The sequence below is a fragment of the Desulfosalsimonas propionicica genome, from assembly GCF_013761005.1.
GTDB classification, from domain to species: domain Bacteria; phylum Desulfobacterota; class Desulfobacteria; order Desulfobacterales; family Desulfosalsimonadaceae; genus Desulfosalsimonas; species Desulfosalsimonas propionicica.
Genome location: NZ_JACDUS010000003.1, coordinates 100,970 through 118,737 on the forward strand (window position 1 = coordinate 100,970; position 17,768 = coordinate 118,737).

The window sequence follows — 17,768 nt, forward strand, 5'->3', positions numbered from 1 at the left end:
CTTTTTACGGTGCCTTCAAATTTCAAATGGTTAAAAGACCAGTTCCGCGCCGATGTGAAAGCTTCGGCCTGGTGCCGGAAAATCATATTCCTCCTGATACGTTTCATCCATGAGGTTTTCAACCCCCCCGGTGAGAAAGCCGGTGCAGTCCAGGTGCGCAAATACGGGGTACTTGAAAAAAAGGTCCACGGTGACAAAATCATCCATTTCCCGCAGTTCGGCTGTTGCGCCGGCAAACTGAGAGGCCCCGTCCGGGCTGGCTGTACCGGCCAGGTAGGGCACTTGCCGTTCATCGACCCAGCGCAGTTTGACCCGGGCCATGGCCCCGTCCGGCCGCTGCCAGGAAAGCCCGCAGTTGAACTTGTATTCCGGCAGCTCGGGCAGGGAATCGGAAAGGGTGTTGCTGGCATCCAGGACATCGCCGTGTTTTTTCGTGTCCTGCCAGGCAAAATTGGCAAATGCGCTGATGTGCTTTGTCAAAGATGCGGTGGCATCGATTTCCGCACCAGTAAAATCCACCCGGTCAACATTGTAAACTACCCGGCTGGGGGCATAGCCGAAAATCCAGCGGATATAGTTTTCCACCCGGTAATGGTACACGGTGGCCGACAAGGTGAGATTTTTCAGGCCGGTGTATTCAGCCCCGGCCTCGTACTGCATGGCGTCTTCATAGGTGAGGTCCTTTCGGGTGATATTTGTCCGGGAATCCAGCTCCGGCTGGTATCCCGCATAATACCAGTAAAATGCCGGGTTGTCCGGAAACCGGGCGGCCCGGCCGGCCCGGCCGTAGAGCGAAAGCCATGGCTGAAGGCTGTAGACAAGGCCGAGTTTCGGCTGGACAACCCCTTCGTGAAAATCCACATCCCGGTCCGCATATCCCAGGGGTTTGCCTGCTGCATTGTAACCGGTGACCGCATCCACAGTTCGGTCTCCCTTGTAATCATCATAGCGAAGCCCTGCGTATACATCCGTTTTTTGGCTCACACCCCAGGTGTCATCCACGTAGACGCCGTGCCACCGGGTGGCATCCCAGTCATCGTCAACGTCTGCAGGAGGCTTGGGAAAATACCCCGGCCGGATATAGGTGTTGTCCGTGCCGCCGTATCCCTGATAATTTCCCTCTGCGCCAAATCCGATTTGGTGATCTTTTCCCGGTCGGGCAAAATTGGTTTTCCAGCCCCAGGACCGGTCCGGGACCGCATCGCGTTCCAGGATTTTTTCGCCGGTTTGCCGGGAATAGAGGGTGTCTGTGCGGTCTTCGTAGTTGATGTAGGTAATCAGTTCCGAATCCAGGGATCCGATCTGTTTCTGGGCCCGGAAATCTGCCTCTGTGCGCTCCTTGTGAAAAAAGCTGCGGTCGCCGTGGCTGTCTTCGCCCGGAAATTTGATTCCGGGACCCGCCAGGTAGTCGCCGGCATGCTCCGGAAAATCCGAATCATAATCGGCCGTGTTTTTGCGGTTTTCCACGGGCATCTGGTAATCGCCCGTGCTGTGGCGCAGGGAGAGCTGCAGTTCGCCATCATCGCCCCAGAAGTAATGAAAACGGCCCGAAACATCCGTGCGCTCTGCTCCGCTGTTTCGCAGGTGCCCGTCGGTGCGTTTGTGACCCGCGGACAAACTGGCGGCAAATGCGTTCTGTCGGCCGGAGACGGAGGCATTTGCGGAAAACGTGTTATATCGCTTGTAGCCGGTTGAAATGCTGGCTTCAAAATCCTTGTCCGGGGCCTGGGATGTCATGCTCACCGCGCCTCCCAGGCTGTTTCCGTGTTTGGCGGAAAACGCGCCCTTGGTAATGTCCACGGTGTCAATCTGCTGAGTGGAAAGGGCGGTCCAGTCCACGAAATAACCGCCCATGACCCCGGTGCCGTTTAAGGGCCGGCCGTTTAGCAAAATCTGGGAGCGTCTTTCATCCAGGCCCCGCAGGCGCACCTGGCTGTTTTTGGGGGTAAGGATGCCCCGGCGCTGGATGTCAATGCCCGCGGCCGTATCCATGGCATCCGGCACGGTGGTAACCACGGCCCGGCCGGCCGATTCCATCCGGATGGTTTGGGTGTCCGCCTCGGGTGACGGAATCTGAGCGCCTGTAAACACAATTTCCTCCATTTGATAAGCCGGCTGCTCTGGCTGCTCCGGCTCCTCAGCTCCGGAAACCGCCGGCGCTGAAATTGTCATCAGCGCAGTCATTAGGGGCAATGCAAAAATTCGTAATATTTTCAATATATTGATCCTTTCTTTCTGAAAAACCATAAAAAAAGCCGGGTGGCCTGAGCGCCCTTCAGGGCGAGCAAAGCCTTCCCGGCTTGGTTTTTTAAATTCGTGTGAATGAAAAATCAGAAAGATTTATTACAAGGGCAATTTCATATTGCGATTGCAAGGCCATGTACACCGAAGCCGCCGGCGCTGTCAATGATTTTTGCACTGCCCGGCGGTCTAGTTGGCGGTTTCGCGCATTTTTGCCGACACGCTCGGAAACTGCTCCAGGTTGGTGTGGGGCAGAAACAGCGCGGATGTGAATTCATCCATAAACGCCGTGTTTGTGGAAAAATCCATGTAGGTCATGGCATTGCAGATCTCCCCGGCTGACTGCCGGTGATCTGCAGACAGCAGTGCCATGTAAGCCCCGCCAATGCTGGAGTTTCCGTAATAATGGAATATTTCCCGGTCAATGTCGGGCAGCAGGCCCAGGGTCACGGACTTGTCAATGTCGAGAAACTGGCCGAAACCGCCGGTGATGATCACCCGGTCGATCATGTCAAAGCTGACCCCGATCTGGTTGAGCAGCACCGTGAATCCCGCATACACGGCCCCCTTGCTGCGGATGAGATTGTCAATGTCGGATTCGGTAAACACGATATCCTCGTCCATGGGGGTTTGGTCGGCAAATGCCAGCACATAGGCCGGCTCTTCGCCCACCGCCCCCATCCGGGGATGATCGGCATCCAGTTGGAATTTTCCCCGCTGGTCAATGATGCCCGTGAGCATCATTTCAGAGATCAGCTCGATCATGCCGGTGCCGCAAATGCCCCTGGGCGGCTCATCACCGATGGTTTTGATCCGGGGTTCAAAGCTGACAGGTTCAATGGTGACGCTTTCAATGGAGCCCTGCTCAGCGCGCATGCCCCAGCGGATGCCGCCGCCCTCAAATGCCGGGCCGGCCGAGCACGAGGCACAGATGAGCCAGTCCTTGTTGCCCAGCACAATTTCACCGTTGGTGCCCACGTCAATAAACAGGGTCAGTTCCTCCTGCCGGTGCAGACCGGTGTACAGGACACCGGAGACAATGTCGCCGCCCACATAGCTGGCCGGCCCCGGCATGACAAACACGGCGGCATTGGCATTGGCCTTCAGTCCGATGCTCCCGCTTTTTAGCACCGGAAACTCGGATATGGACGGGATATAAGGCTCCCGACGGATGTAGCGGGGTTCGATTTCCAGCAGCAGATGGGTCATGGTGGTGTTGCCGGAGACCACGACGTTGCCGATATCCCGGAAATCCACTCCTGCGCCTTCCGCAGCCTCCCGGATCAGGGTGTTGATGGTGGAAAGCACCAGGGTGCTCAGTTTCTTCACCCCGTTTTTTTCCGCGCACACAATTCGGTTGATCACGTCATCGCCGCAGGAGGCCTGGCGGTTGTGCCCGGAAGTGGCGGCAATAACGCGGCCGTCTGCCATGTCCACCAGGTAGACCACGATGGTGGTGGTGCCGATATCAATGGCCAGGCCCAGACCGGGATGGGCTCCGTTGCCGGGCTCCACCGCCACCACTTCGCTTGAGCAGGCCTTGTGCATGATGGATGTTGTTACATTCCAGTTTTTGTTTCGCATGGCCGCAGCCAGTTGACGCATCACCGGCAGACCGATGTTTGTACGGTTCGTGTCAATGCCGTTTTTCTTCAGGCCCCGTTTGAGCCGGTCCAGGTCGCTGACCGGGTCATCTAAGCTCGGCGGGCTGAGCTCCATGGAGATTTTTTCAAGCATGGGGGAAATCTCTGTGACCCGGCCCTGGAGGCGGCGGGTGATTTCTTCGCCCATGCCGGCCACCCGCAGTTTTCGTTCAATGGTTTCCTCCGGCACCCGCACGGAAACCGGGCCCTTGACCCGGCTCTGGCAGGCCAGGACATAGCCTTTCTGTTTTTCATTGTCTGAGAGCAGGGCTGTATCGGTTTTTTCCACCTCTCCGTCTTCCACGATGAGCTTGCACTTGCCGCAGGCGCCCTTGCCGTTGCAGGAGGCATTGATGTAGACATCCGCCTTTCCGGCCGCATCAAGCAGGGTGGCGCCCGCAGGCACTTCGGCAGATTTGCCGTCCGGCGAAAAGTCCACTCTGCAGGTGGCTTCCCGGGCCGGGGTCTGACCGGATTCGTCGAGTTTTCGGGTCCCCTTGCTGAGAAACCAGATCGGGCATGAACTGCGGTATTTGCAGTAAAGTTCCGGATCACGGCATTCCAGGCATTGATCGCAGAGATAGATATTATGTTTCATGCATTTATAGCTGGTTTCGGTTTCCGGGTGATTAACGCATTTGCCCATTTTGTACCTCCTTGTACCGCTTGAGAGATTTTCATAAAGTGTAGGGGGGCCAACAGCAATATTTATGCCAGAGCATTAAAAATTTTGCACTATGCTATTTTTTTGTTGCGCTGACCGGCAAAAGGATCCATGCGCAGGGGTTGTCGGCTGACTGGGGCGTGTTTGGTGGTGATGCAGACAATGTGGGGGCAGGCTGACCATAACGAATGTAACGTTATGGAACGTTAATGTTTGGCGGAATTATCTTGCACCTGGGCGTGTGCACAAAAAAAATCAGCAGGCGGCCGGACTGCCAAGTACCCGGCCACCTGCTGATCCAGGGAGGTTGACAAGTCAGGAGGTGTTGTTCAACCTGCAGATTAATAAGCAATATGCGTGCCAGTTTTCCGGTATGTGTTTTCCGAATTGCGCCTATCCCCGGATCAGATCGCAGGTGAGGTCTGTGGCTTTTTCCATGGAAATCCGGCTCATGTTCAAAACAAGATCATACAGGCTCGGATGATCATAGTCCTCTTTTCCGAATTTTTTATAAAGGGCCCGCCTTCTTTTGCCCTGGACCGTTATGGCGGTTTCTGCCTGCTTGCGGGCGAGATTATAGTTTTCCATCATGAACCGGACCCGGTCTTCGCGTCTGCCCACCAGCAGAATGTGGAAGGCACGGGGGTGATCCCGCAGGATATACTGCCCGCCCCGGCCGATAATCACGCAGTCGCCTTCATCGGCCATGGTGCTGATGATTTCGGAAAGGGCGCTGACATAGATTTTTTCGTCAATATAGCCCTTGGTTTCAGCCAGAACCCGGTCCACGTAGCTTTTGGAAATCATGTAGTCCATAAACCGCAGCAGCGAGCCCCCGGCTTCCTTTTCAATGGATTTTACCCAATCGTTGGAGACTTTGGCGCGTTCGGCAACCATTTGCACCAGGTCTTCATCTGCCAGGGTGTAGCCCATCCGCTTTGATACGGTTTTTCCCAGGGTTTTTCCGCCTGCTCCGAATTGCCTTGAAATCGTCAGCACCGTCATAACCTCGGCTCCTTTTTGCGGGTGATTGTTGCAAATACCTTGATCTTAAACCGGAACAATGTTTTTTTAAAATATATACATGTTTGATACGCCTGTAAAAAGTCTTTTTACAGGCAGTGTTAAGTGATTAAGTGTTGATGGCGCCGTAAAAAGTTCAATATCTGCGTTACGCGCAATTTCTCAGCATTTCACGTACGGATCAGTACGCTGCATTCTTCGAAATTGCGCAAGCCTTGGTCTTAAACTTTTTACGGCGCCATCTGAAATCAGACTTTTTTACGGTGCCATCAAGTGTTAAGTAATTAAGTTTTAAGTAAAATCAAAAAGTTATTTTTTTATTGCTGGCGATTATATCCGTTTTAAGACTTCCAGGGAACTTGTTTTTTGAAAGCCTGAAATGGATATTCACCACAGAGGACACAGAGATTACGGAGAAGGCTTCTGATAAACAATGTTTTCTCTGTGCCCTCTGTGGTGAAAAAATGGGTCCCCGAAAGTTCCTTTCTGCAAAATCAGAGGCCTTTATCGGATCATCCGGGTCCGGAATCGGCCCTGCTTTTCAAAGCCGCTGGATCAGATAGATATAGGCCGGCAGGCGGCAGCGGGTTTTCAGTTCATTAAACCGGGTCAGCAGCCGGTTTTTGTCCCCGATATGTTCTAGCGGGGACAGGTAGACCGCCCCTTTGGGATAAAAATGCGCCAGACGGCTGCGGGTCAGTTCCAGAATCGAGGGCAGATGGGATTCGGGCAGGTCGGCGCCGATGACGAAATTGGCCGTGACTTCCACCCGGTCGTATTGCTGGTTGATTTCTATCATCCGGTCAAAGGCGGCTGTCACTTTTTCGGCATTCAGGGGCTTTCCCAGGGTGGACAAAGTGGCTGTGTCCCCGGATTCCAGCCCTATGTTGATATATGTGTAAAACGGCAGCTCATTTACTGCGGCAAAAAGGCGAGGGTCTGCGGCCAGCATGGAATCAACGCTGCCAAATAAAAAAAGCCGGGGATCTTTCATGGCCGATTGGCCGATTTCCAGAATATCCCAGGCCCTGCGTGCGGCAAAAAGAATCGGATCCGCCCCGGCATGCAGGGCATCATGCTGGCCCAAAAAAATCGAATTGTAGTTGATCCGGTTGGCACCGTAGAATTGCGCCAGCTCGTAAAGTTGGGCTTCAACGGCCTGCTGCGGGTGAACGGAAAAACCACGTCCGGATTTTACCCGGCAGAACCGGCAGTTATACAGGCATCCTTTTGAGATGGCCACCGGGATCACATCGTATTCAACGTGGCGGCAGTCCGGGGGCAGGACAGTGACCGGCCCGCCGATGATTTCGTGCAGACGCCGGCCCCGGTGTTCCAGGGTTTGCGGATTCATCTCCAGGATACGCTGAACAAATGCGCTTTGTTTTTCAGCCAGCCGTGTCGTGTCGAGTTGCTGCAGGTCCCGGCGGAGCCTGTGCCAGGCGGAAAAGGTTTCCACGACCTCCTGTCTTTCAAAGGCGTCGGTGCCAAACAGGGCATTGGTCTGGTAGGGCAGGCAGGGAACGTAATATTCCCCTGTGTAGTTCAGGGCTCCGGCATAACCCCCTGCGGAAAAATACTGCCAGTCATTTCCGGCGGTCCGCTTGAGCCATTCCGCAGAGGTGAGCCATCCGCCTGTCCGGCCGGCGATGGTCCGGATTTCGCCGTTGGGCTGGAATTCGAAAATATGGGCCGGGGTCCGGATTTCACCGTAGCGGCCATAACGCAGGGGATAGCTGATTTTAATATATTCCAGAGCCCCCTGTTTTTCCGGCGTGATGCTCAGTTTTTGATTCCGTTCAGAGGGACTTGTCATTTGGCTTTAATTGATCAGTTCCGTCATTCCTCGCCGATACCGGTAAAACGGACATTGAGGTTGATGTTGATGTTTAGCCCGCCCTGCTCGGAGATTTCATCCAGAACCTGGGCGACCAGCATTTTGATGGCCTGGTCGGAATCCTCGTTTTGCTGTGTGCTGGCTGTCTGACTGGGCAGGTGGATGGCCGAAATGGTTTTGTCCAGGGATTTGCGCCGTTTTTTGGCGCTATGTTTGATTTCACGGTTTTTCAGGCGCGAGGAACTGACATATTTTTTGAGATCCGGATAGTCGGCAAGGGTTTGTTCAAGAGTGTAGCGGTTCTTTCCGGTTTTGCGGGTAAGGCCGTAAAGCGCTTCGGCCGGAAGAGACAGGGCTTCGGGTACCAGGTGATAGGTGTAGCCTTTGGCGCTTCTTTTTTTATAAATAAAAAAGCCCAGGTCGCATTTCTCGCTATTGCTTAATTTGGCCAGGATACTGGCAATATCCTGTATTTTTATGCTTTTGCCCGATTGTTCGGTGACCAGTTGTGTAATTTCCGGAGACCGGAGATCCCGGCCCGTGAGCAATGCGTCAATAATAAATTCGCTGTTGGTTTTTTTTTCCCGATCCATGGGATGCCTTTCTCTGTTCAAATTGGGTTGTATAATAGTGCCTGAACGAAAACCGTCTTTTCCGCCAATCTCTGCGTCCGGCTCAAATTTTAATCCTCAAAATACGTCGAGTATTCCTGCGGTTAAAATTTTCGCCGTCCTGGACCTGAACGAAAAATCCTGGTTTTCGTTCGGGCAGTATAATAGTATGTTTTCTTTTTTTAAATTAATTCTATATAATAATAAATTTAATGATTATGTCAAGGATATTCTAATTTTATTTCCAGGCGGTTATGCAATGTTTCGATTTCTATTTATTTTACGAAGGCAGTGTCTAGATTGATCTTGTTGCGGCATGGCATTGTTTCGAAAAACATGGCTGTGACCTGTGAGGTTGAAAAAGGAGAGCCAAAAACGAACGAATGCTCGTTTTTTCGCCTTGACAGCCCTTTGGCCCCAAGGGTATGAACAAGGCATGCCTGTGCAGGCCAAACACATCATTGAACTTTTACGGCGCCATCTGAAATCAGGCTTTTTACGGTGCCATCAACTCTGCAAGGAAAAACCGGACTTGATTTTTGTATAAGGAAAACTTCATGACTCCAGCAGAAAGATTTCGGTCCGTCTGGCGCGATCCCGCAGGCTACGGCCGCAGCGTAAAACAGGAAACCGGCCGCAGCATCCTTGGATTTTTTTGCTCTTATGCGCCCGTAGAACTCATTTATGCCGCCGGCATCCTGCCTCTGCGCCTGTTTGGCACCCGGGGGGAAATCAGCCTGGCGGATACCCATCTTCAGTCCTATTGCTGTTCCCTGGTGCGCGGCGGTCTGGAGGACGCCTTAAAAGGGAACCTGGATTTTTTAGACGGAGCGGTGTTTCCCCATACCTGTGACTCCATTCAGCGGCTGTCGGATATCTGGCGGTTAAATGCCGGTTTTGCCCATCATTTTGACGCGGTTTTGCCGGTTAAACTAAATACGCAAAGTGCCCGGCAATATATGATCGACGTGCTTTCCGGGTTTTGCCGGGAGCTTGAAACCGCATTTGGCAAACAAATCCGTGATGCGGATATAAACGCGGCCATTTGTGCATACAACCAGATCCGAAAGCAGTTAAAAGCCGTATATGCGCTCAGAAGCCAAAAACCCGGGCTCTTTGAACCCTCTGCCGTACACTGGATCATGACCGCGGCCATGGTTATGGAGCCGGCGGCATTTTTGCGCGACATTACCGCGTTTCTCGATCAGATCGGCTCTTCTGCCGGGGATGCACCGCAAACCGGCCGCAAGCGCCTGATGCTGGCCGGCGGCATCTGCACTCATCCGGACGTTTATGATCTGCTGGCCCGGGCCGGGGCCGACGTGGTATGGGATGACTTGTGCACCGGCGCCCGGTATTTTGAGGGCACCATTGCCGAAGATGCCAAAGATCCCCTGGCTGCCGTGGCCGACCGGTATCTTTCGCGCAGCGTGTGTCCGGCCAAGCATGCCGATATTACTGCCAGAGGCCGGCACCTGGTGGATGCGGCCCGGGAGCAGGGCGTAGACGGGGTGGTCTTTCTCCAGCTTAAATTCTGTGATCCTCACGCTTTTGACTACCCTTACCTGAAGCAGTTTCTTGATTCGGCGCAGATTCCGAGTCTGCTCATCGAAATCGAGGACCAGCCCCCGCCCGGGGAGCAGCTGCTGACCCGTTTGGAAACCTTTGTGGATATGCTCTAGTCCGGGGCGTATGGGAGGCAAGTAATGGCAGATAATCAAAAAAAGCATGATCCGGCAAAAAAGGCGCCCAAAATCCAGGCGGTCTCCCGCATGAAGGAGATCATGACCAATTATTACATTGACGCCAAAACCGCCCGGGAGCAGGGCAAAAAAGTGGCCTGGATCACCAGCGGCGGCCCGGTTGAGCCCCTGATCGCCATGGACGTGATTCCGGTGTACCCGGAAAACCACGGGGCCATGATCGGAGCTTCCAAGATGGGGGCGCAGCTTTGTGAAAAAGCAGAGGAAATGGGCTATTCCCGGGATCTGTGCTCCTATGCCCGGGCCGATATCGCCGACAGCGTGGAAAAAACCGGACCCATCGGCGGGCTGCCCGAACCCGATATGCTGGTGTGCTGCAACAATATCTGCGGCACTGTGCTCAAGTGGTACGAAACCGCGGCGCGGTATTTCAATGTTCCTCTGTTTATCCTGGACACGCCTTTTGTGCACAGGGAGTTTTCCGATTCCGCCCGCAAGTACGTGCTTTCCCAGATTTATGAGTATATCGGCTTTTTGGAGACCCATTGCGGCACCAAAATGGATTATGACCGCATGGAGGAAGTGGGCCGGCTATCAGTGGAGGGCACCGGGCTGTGGCAGGCCGTGCTCGACACCTGCGCTCACCGGCCGGCGCCCATGACCGCATTTGATGCTTTTTTTCATCTGGCCTTGATTGTCACTCTTCGCGGCACGCAAACTGCCGTGGACTATTACCGGCAGCTGCACGACGAATTAAACCAGCGCATTGCAAACGGCGTTTCCATGGTGCCGGATGAAAAATACCGGCTTTTGTGGGACAATCTTCCGGTGTGGTACAAGACCCGGTGGCTGTCTGAAAAATTTGCCGCCCATGACGCGGCTTTGGTGGCCGACACCTACACCTCGGCCTGGAGCGGGATGCTGCCGGACATGAACGGACAGACGTTTCTGGAAGCCATGGCCGAGACCTATACCAAGGTGTATATCAACATCTCCATTGACATGATGTTTGATATTGTGGCCAATATGATTGAAAAATACCACGTGGACGGAATGGTGATGCATTCCAATCGTTCCTGCAAGCCCTATTCCCTGGGCCAGTACGATCTTCGGCAGATGATCATGGACCGGCTCGGGGTGCCCACTTTAATCATTGAGGCAGACATGGTCGATGAGCGCGCTTTTTCCGAAAGCCAGATTGACACCCGCATTGACGCCTTTATGGAAACCTTGAAATCCTGAATTCATTGTATATCACCCGGGGATGGAAAGCAGTATGATTACCGCAGGCATTGATATCGGTTCGATCACCGCCAAGGCGGCGCTGATCCATGACGGCAAACTGGCCGGCACTTCTCTGCAGTTTACGGGATACCATGCGGCAAAAGCCGGAAATGCCGTGCTTGAAACCCTTCTGGGCCAAACCGGTATCCGCCGGGATGACATTGATGTCATTGTGTCCACGGGCTACGGCAGAAACAGCGTGGATTTTGCCGACAAGGCCGTTACCGAGATTACCTGCCATGGTGCGGGCGCGCATTTTATTGATCCGGAAATCCGGTTTGTGGTGGACGTGGGCGGCCAGGACAGCAAGGTGATCAAAATCGATACCAACGGCAAGGTGATTGATTTTGCCATGAATGACAAGTGCGCCGCAGGCACGGGCCGGTTTCTGGAGGTTATGGCCCGGGCCCTGGAGGCGGATCTGGATGATTTTGGCCGGCTTTCGGCCGAGGCCGATGCCCCGGCGGCCATCAGCAGCATCTGCACGGTTTTTGCCGAATCCGAGGTGATTTCTTTGATTTCCAGGGGCGAGAGCCGGCAGAACATGATTGCCGGGATTCATGAATCCGTTGCCTCCCGGATATCGGCCATGGCCCGGCGGGTGGGGGTGACCCCGCCGGTGATGATGACAGGCGGAGTGGCACGCAACCAGGGAGTGGTCCGGTCCCTGGAAAGCCGCATGGATGTTGAAATCCGAGTTTCGCCGCACGCCCAGTTAAATGGCGCCATTGGCGCCGCCCTGCTGGCAGCCCGGATGCAGGAACAATAAAAAAAATCTTGACAAAGGAAAACCGGTTGCTATAGAAATAGTTTCTTTATATTTGTCATCAGCTTGGCAGATATTGATGCGTCAAAAAATTTCCGGCCCCTTTTGGGGCCGTTATTTCATGTGAGAAAAGGAGTTGAGAGAAAAATGATCTGCCAGACCACCCGAAAAGGAATGGAATGCGCTTTTATGACAGCAGACGGCTGTGTTTATAACGGCGGTACCTGCTATCAGATTGTTGAGTCCTGCAACGGCTGCGGCCGAACCGTATCGTATGAATCCGGCTGGTATTGCAGCAAGTGTCCGGAGCCGGAAAAAAAGTGGAAAAACGGCACCTGTAACCTGGCCACCCACGTGTCCAAAGCCGGGGCCGATACCAAGGCGGCCAAGATCAACCCGATCAAGGCTTCCAAGCGCGGCGCAGGCAAAAAATAGCTTCATTTCAACAAGCGACCCCCTCCTGCGGCGCAGGCCGGTGAGTTTTACGGTTTGCGCCGCATTTTTTTGTACCACCTGAAAACGCCTTTTCTTATCCCCCGAGGTTGTCGCAAAACAGCGGGTTGAGAAACAGGGGCAGTTCGTGTTTGATCACCGCCCTCTGCCATCTGCGGATATAGCGCTGGCGTAGTCGTGCGGCGTTATCCCGTGTTTGCAGCGCCTTGTCAAAATCAATGATATAGACCCTGCCGCTGGCATTTACCAAAATGTTGCCCGGGTGGAGATCCACGTGCAGAATCCGGTTTTGTATCAGTTTGCGCACCTGGCCGGCCACGGCGGAAATGATTTGCTCTGCGGCTTTTTCATCGACCATGGCCAGTTCCGAAAGGGTTCGGGCATTTTCGATCTGCCGGGTGACCAGCCAGGTGTTTTGCAAAAAACGCCCTTTGGATGCAAAGGCCACCGGCGCAGGTGCTCGCACGCCCATGGCGCGAATGCGGGTCAGCATCTCAAATTCGGCCCGGCCCCGGCACGGGCCGATGCCCAGGTAGGTTTTTTCAATGACCCGGCCCAGCAGCCCGCCTCTGAAGTAAGTTTTTATGATCAGCTTGCCCAGCCCTTTGATCTCCGCGGTTTGAGCACCTGTTCTGCCCCCGAGCCGGCCCCGGGCGTTTTGCGGCGGCATTTGAAAATACTCTGCCAGTCGGTCCATCTGCGGGCGGGTCAGACCCCGGCCCGAGCCGAATCGATATCCCCGGTGGCGCTGGAGTGTCATCACTTGATCATCTCCGGCCGATTTTGCGGATCCGGGTAGGCTGTCAGGCCGTATTGTATTTTTTCAATCACTTCTTCCGGATTGATGGTTTGCATCCGGCCCGGCTTGGTTTTGCGGGTAATCGGGGCGTGTTGTGCGTCCGGATCGTTGTAGTGGTCGATCAAGAGGTCATGGAACCGGTAGGGGCCGCAGCGCCTGGGATTGGAGTATCCATAGAGCCCTATGGTGGGTACACCCATTGCCACGGCAATGTGCAAAGGTCCCGTATCCGGGGACACCACCAGGCGGCAGCCCTGAAGCTGCATCATGGTGCGGCGGATGGGTTTTTCCAGGGCGATGACGGGTCGGCATTTGCATAGGGCGGCAATTTCTTCTGCAATCTGTTTTTCCCGTGCGCTGGGCCCGCCGATCATCATCGGCTCAAGACCCAGGCGGGATTTGACCGCGTCCATGACCCGGGCGTAGCCGGCCGGGGCCCATTCCTTTTGCCGGTGGGCCGTGGCAATGACAAATCCGGCAACCGGCCGGTCAATGCGGTCAAAATAGGCCTTCTGCCATTTGCGTTCCTCCGGGGTAAAACAAAAATCCCAGGTTTTTGTAAAATTTTGGATTCCCAGGTATTCCAGAAACTCGAAAAACTGATCCTGCACATGGCCCATGGGACGGCCGGGAATATGATGATTTGTGGCCAGCCAGTGCAGTTCCCTGGACCGGTGCCAGTCAAATCCGAGTTTGATTGTTGCCGGAGTAAACAGGGAAATCAGGCTCACCTTGGCGCTGACCTGCGGGATCACGGCCAGGTCAAAGCGCTGGCTGCGCAGGTCTGCAATCAGTTTTTGCCAGTCCGCGGCGCTGCTTTTGCGATCAAAGATGACAAACTGATCCACGCACGGCTGGTGCATGACCATTTCATAGGGAATGGTCTGCAGCACCCATGTCAGGCTGGCATGGGGAAAGCCTTGTTTCAGCCCGTTGGCCAAAGCCAGGGCATGGACCGTGTCGCCCACGGCAGAGGTGCGGATCAGACAGATTTTTTCAGGTGCGGGTTCAAGCATTTTTTATGCGTCAAAGGGGCAGCCCAGGCCCGGAATGGCCGGGCAAGGCCTTTTTTTCAGTGAGATTCGACTTGAAATCAATTGGGCTACACTATATGGTTTGCCTTAAAAAATCAATGGATTTGTCCCATATGCACCGTTTGTGCGGAAAGGAACAACAATGAAGGTTGAGGTCTCTGTGGGGGAACTCGTGGACAAGGCCACCATTGTCCACATCAAGTCCGAGCGGATTCATGATCCGGAAAAACTACGCAATATCAACAGAGAATTTGCTCTGCTCAAAACGGCCATGGCGGCTGCGGGCATTGATGAAACAAGCCCCCAATACCTGCAGCTCTACGAGATCAACAGCCGGTTGTGGGATATCGAGGATGCCATTCGGGAAAAGGAGCGGACCAAATCCTTTGATGATGAATTCATATCCCTTGCCAGAAGCGTTTACTTCAACAATGATAAGCGCGCTGCGGTCAAGCGGGAAATCAACCTCGCCTGCGGATCCGAGCTGGTGGAGGAAAAAAGTTATCAATCTTATGAATGATCCGGCCTTATCTTCAATTTAGGTTTATGTATCATGCAGGGCCGCATAATCCAACGGACCAAAAACCATGGGGAATCAGATGAATTTGCGGGTGATGACGTTTAATCTGCGGTTTGAAAACGACCGGGACGGGCAAAATGCCTGGGAGTGCAGAAGGGCCATGGTCGTGCGGGTCATTGAAAAGCATGCCCCGGACATCCTGGGTACCCAGGAAGGAAAATGGGACCAGCTCATGTACCTGGCAGACAACCTGCCGGGTTATTGGATCCACATGCCCGGTCGGCAGGAAGACAAAAAGGCCCAGTGCCCGACGCTGTTTGTGCGCAAAGATCGGTTTGAGATCACGGGAGGCAGGGATCTCTGGCTGTCAAAAACCCCGGATGTTTACATGAGCAAGGACTGGGACAGTGCTTTTCCCCGGATGATGAGCTATGCCGAGCTTGCCTGCCGGGAAGATGAAGGCAGAAACATTTGTGCGGTTGTCACCCACCTGGATCACATCGGCAAAGAGGCCCGGTTTCACCAGGCAAAGATCATTGCGGAGCAGGCCGGACGCACTCGTTTGCCCAGTCTGGTCATGGGTGATTTCAACGAGGAGCCCGAAGCCGATGTCCACCAGATTCTGACAGATCCGGCGGTTGGTCTGAAAGATACCTGGCAGCAGTCAGGCGGGGGCTGGGGTCGGGATAGTTTCACCAGTCACGGGTTCACGGGTATTCCCCAAAAAAGTCGAATCGACTGGATACTGGCAAGCAAGGAATTTTCGGTTGATCATGTCCGGATCATCAAATACCAGGAAGACGGGTTTTACCCGTCGGACCATTTCCCGTACATGGCGGATTTGCGTCTGAGCGCATAAAACCGTTCGTTGTCGGGGCGGTTTTATGCAAACAGGTCCAGGTGTTGGCCGGTTTTCAGGTCCACCAGCCCCTGCTCGCAGAGCCGGATAAACGGGATGGCCGCCCCGGTAAGGGTCAAAAGGCTCAGCACCGGATCGGGAAAGCCGATGCCAAGGGAGCTTGCAGCGGATTTGATTTCGCGGTTGGCTTCGATGATGTCTGCCATGGGCTGTTCTGTCATGACCCCGAGAACGGGCAGGGCCAGTTCACCGATCACCCGGCCGTGTTTTACAGCAACAATGCCGCCGCTGTTGTGACTGACCCGGTTGATTGCAGCGGCCATGTCCGCGTCATTGACCCCTACAGCCACAAGATCCGAGGTGTCCCAGGCGCCGCTTGCCGCCATTGCCCCGGCCTTTATGCCAAATCCCTTTACCAGCCCTGTAAAGCATCTGCCCGGGTCCTGGCGGAAGTTGACAGCCGCTGCCTTGGCAATGTCGTTTTCCGGATCTGCCGCAATCCCGCCGTTGATCACGGGCAGGTCCATGATTTTTTCCCGGGTGACAAGGTCAGTGACCATTTCCATGACCCGGACGCGCTGAACAGGTTCCAAATCCGGGGCGGTGACGGCAAAGTCGGCCGCATCCAGGTCCCTTGGCAGGCGCACGGTGTTGTAAGCGGTTTGGGCAAACACGTGGGGCCTTGGGGAAACCAGCAGTTTGCCGTTTTCCGCGATCACCTTCCCCCGGGAGACCACGCACCGGGCACAGATGGTGGAAATATCGGGTATAAGCACAAAATCCGCATCCCGCCCCGGGGCCACGGCACCGATCTGCAGATCCATCCGGAAGTGCTCGGCCACGTTTAAGGTGGCCATGCGGATGGCGTCCACAGGGGCAAAGCCAAGGTCAATGGCTTTTTGCACAATGGTTTCCATGTAGCCGGACCGGCTTAGCGCCTCGGGGGTGATGCCATCTGAGACCAGTGCGGCCCGGCGCAGATCGATGTTTTTGTGCCGGATTTCGGATACGGCTTCCAGGTCTTTTCGCACGCTGCCCTCGCGGATCATCACGTAAAGTCCCTGGCGCAGCCGGGACAGGGCTTCTTCTGCAGAAATGGGCTCATGACAGGAGGATATGCCCGCGGCCAGATAGGCCGCCAGTTTCTGCTCACTGGCTCCGGCCGTGTGGCCCTCCAGGGTTTTGCCGGACTTGCGCACCATTTCAAATGCCGCCATGTAGCGCTCCGGATGCTGGAGCACCTCCTGCCAGTAGGCTTCGCCCATGCCCAGAATCTCGGGCCGGGAAAGCAGGGCCTGCAGATCTTCTGTGTCAATTCCGGCCGATAGGCTGCTGATGGACACCATGGCCGGGGCGGTGGCAAAGATCTTGATGGGCTGTTCTCTGCACGCGGCCAGGTAGTCGGTGACCCCGGCCAGGCCGGCGGCAAAATAGCCCTCAAAGACTTCCGTGACAATGGTGGTGGTGCCGCCGGTCATGGCATATTTGAGAAATTCTTCCGGGACCAGGGATGCGGCCATGTGGGTATGGCCGTCAATAAATCCGGGAATCACGGTCATGCCGCCGGCGTCAATGACATGGGTATCCGAATCCGCCATTTCTTCCACGCCCGTGCCCACATAGGCCACTTTGCCGTCTTTGACGCAAATTCCGCAGTTTTCCGGCAATTCGCCGGTAAACACGTTTAGCACCCGGGCATTGATCACAACCAGGTCCGCCGGGATTTTTCCCAGGGCCGCATCCATGAGCCGGGCTGCTGCATTGCCGAAGCTGTCGTTTGTGCCGGCGTCCATCTCAGTGAGGCTCTTTGGGAAGGTCGGCATCCGATACATCCGTGCTGAGGTCTGCATGGATGTTGTTTAAGCCGTTTTCGTAGAACTCGTCGGCAAACAGCGATTCCAGGGCCCGGAGCTGGGCGGCGTTCTCCTCGTCAAAAAGCTCGTCATAGGTTTCAATACCCTTTTTGTCCACAAGGGTTTTCAAGGCCATGCGCTGGGCCAGGCCGAACCAGAACAGGTTGTCCTCGAAATCCTCGAGCAGGTCCATGACCTCGGATTCTTCCTCGTAATCCGGGGTGGGAACACAGGTGCCGGCCTGCTCGTCATAGGCCACCAGATCACCCAGGCCTTTTTCCCGGGCCCCCTCGTAAATCTTCTGGATTACCTGGTCATAATCCCGGGTTTCGGGGTTTTCCTCGGTTTCAAAAACGTGCAGGACCCAACTGGCGATCATGGCCAGATCCATGAGTTTCCGGTATTCTTCCTTGCTAAATTGCGTTGGCATGTCTACCTCTTTTTGGCTGGTTTTGATAAGTAAATGAAAATCTGTATC

The 17,768-nt window shown here is 54.7% G+C and carries 15 protein-coding genes; 6 read left to right on the forward strand and 9 right to left on the reverse strand.

The features are described 5' to 3' along the window. Window positions 1-30 precede the first annotated feature (30 nt). The 5 genes from HNR65_RS06465 to HNR65_RS06485 all read right to left on the reverse strand — a co-directional run bounded on the left by HNR65_RS06465 (window position 31) and on the right by HNR65_RS06485 (window position 8,001). Complete coding sequence (locus HNR65_RS06465; RefSeq protein ID WP_181550664.1) at window positions 31-2,172, reverse strand: TonB-dependent receptor; 2,142 nt, start codon at window positions 2,170-2,172, stop codon at window positions 31-33. A 258-nt stretch (window positions 2,173-2,430) separates the two neighbouring features. After that, a complete protein-coding gene (locus HNR65_RS06470; RefSeq protein WP_181550665.1) occupies window positions 2,431-4,530 on the reverse strand; it encodes an ASKHA domain-containing protein in 2,100 nt (699 codons plus the stop codon). 411 nt (window positions 4,531-4,941) lie between these two features. Then, window positions 4,942-5,553, reverse strand: a complete 612-nt coding sequence (locus tag HNR65_RS06475; RefSeq protein WP_181550666.1) for a cytidylate kinase-like family protein — start codon at window positions 5,551-5,553, stop codon at window positions 4,942-4,944. A gap of 559 nt (window positions 5,554-6,112) precedes the next feature. Next, a complete protein-coding gene (locus HNR65_RS06480; RefSeq protein WP_181550667.1) occupies window positions 6,113-7,387 on the reverse strand; it encodes a radical SAM protein in 1,275 nt (424 codons plus the stop codon). A 23-nt stretch (window positions 7,388-7,410) separates the two neighbouring features. After that, window positions 7,411-8,001 carry a hypothetical protein gene (locus HNR65_RS06485; protein ID WP_181550668.1) on the reverse strand — a complete coding sequence of 197 codons (591 nt, stop codon included), beginning with the start codon at window positions 7,999-8,001 and terminating at the stop codon, window positions 7,411-7,413. A 575-nt stretch (window positions 8,002-8,576) separates the two neighbouring features. Between HNR65_RS06485 and HNR65_RS06490 the strand changes: the two genes are divergently transcribed. From HNR65_RS06490 to HNR65_RS06505, 4 genes are all read left to right on the forward strand, one after another. Next, window positions 8,577-9,701: a 2-hydroxyacyl-CoA dehydratase subunit D gene (locus tag HNR65_RS06490; protein ID WP_181550669.1), complete on the forward strand. Its 1,125-nt coding sequence runs from the start codon at window positions 8,577-8,579 to the stop codon at window positions 9,699-9,701. 24 nt (window positions 9,702-9,725) lie between these two features. Then, window positions 9,726-10,964, forward strand: coding sequence for a 2-hydroxyacyl-CoA dehydratase subunit D (locus tag HNR65_RS06495; protein ID WP_181550670.1), 1,239 nt, complete (start codon window positions 9,726-9,728; stop codon window positions 10,962-10,964). 34 nt (window positions 10,965-10,998) lie between these two features. Further along, entirely contained in the window at window positions 10,999-11,775 is a 777-nt protein-coding gene (locus HNR65_RS06500; RefSeq protein ID WP_181550671.1) for an acyl-CoA dehydratase activase, read from the forward strand. Window positions 11,776-11,919: 144 nt separating this feature from the next. Then, complete coding sequence (locus tag HNR65_RS06505; RefSeq protein WP_181550672.1) at window positions 11,920-12,207, forward strand: PxxKW family cysteine-rich protein; 288 nt, start codon at window positions 11,920-11,922, stop codon at window positions 12,205-12,207. A gap of 94 nt (window positions 12,208-12,301) precedes the next feature. On the opposite strand, the gene HNR65_RS06510 is transcribed toward HNR65_RS06505, so the two are convergent. Together HNR65_RS06510 and HNR65_RS06515 are read right to left on the reverse strand one after the other, a co-directional pair. After that, complete coding sequence (locus HNR65_RS06510) at window positions 12,302-12,985, reverse strand: lipopolysaccharide kinase InaA family protein (RefSeq protein ID WP_181550673.1); 684 nt, start codon at window positions 12,983-12,985, stop codon at window positions 12,302-12,304. Then, entirely contained in the window at window positions 12,985-14,040 is a 1,056-nt protein-coding gene (locus HNR65_RS06515; protein ID WP_181550674.1) for a glycosyltransferase family 9 protein, read from the reverse strand. Before HNR65_RS06515 ends, HNR65_RS06510 begins: the two co-directional genes overlap by 1 nt. Before the next feature lie 160 nt (window positions 14,041-14,200). Here HNR65_RS06515 and HNR65_RS06520 point away from each other — a divergent pair, with 160 nt between their 5' ends. Both HNR65_RS06520 and HNR65_RS06525 read left to right on the forward strand, forming a co-directional pair. Next, entirely contained in the window at window positions 14,201-14,578 is a 378-nt protein-coding gene (locus tag HNR65_RS06520; RefSeq protein ID WP_181550675.1) for a DUF6165 family protein, read from the forward strand. A 67-nt stretch (window positions 14,579-14,645) separates the two neighbouring features. Then, entirely contained in the window at window positions 14,646-15,437 is a 792-nt protein-coding gene (locus HNR65_RS06525; RefSeq protein WP_220128308.1) for an endonuclease/exonuclease/phosphatase family protein, read from the forward strand. A gap of 23 nt (window positions 15,438-15,460) precedes the next feature. Here HNR65_RS06525 and HNR65_RS06530 read toward each other — a convergent pair whose 3' ends face one another. Together HNR65_RS06530 and HNR65_RS06535 are read right to left on the reverse strand one after the other, a co-directional pair. Then, window positions 15,461-17,260 carry an adenine deaminase C-terminal domain-containing protein gene (locus HNR65_RS06530; protein ID WP_232364679.1) on the reverse strand — a complete coding sequence of 600 codons (1,800 nt, stop codon included), beginning with the start codon at window positions 17,258-17,260 and terminating at the stop codon, window positions 15,461-15,463. Continuing rightward, on the reverse strand, window positions 17,232-17,720 hold the full coding sequence (locus HNR65_RS06535; protein ID WP_181550676.1) for a hypothetical protein: 489 nt from the start codon (window positions 17,718-17,720) through the stop codon (window positions 17,232-17,234). The genes HNR65_RS06530 and HNR65_RS06535 overlap by 29 nt, the downstream gene beginning before the upstream one ends. Window positions 17,721-17,768: the final 48 nt, after the last annotated feature.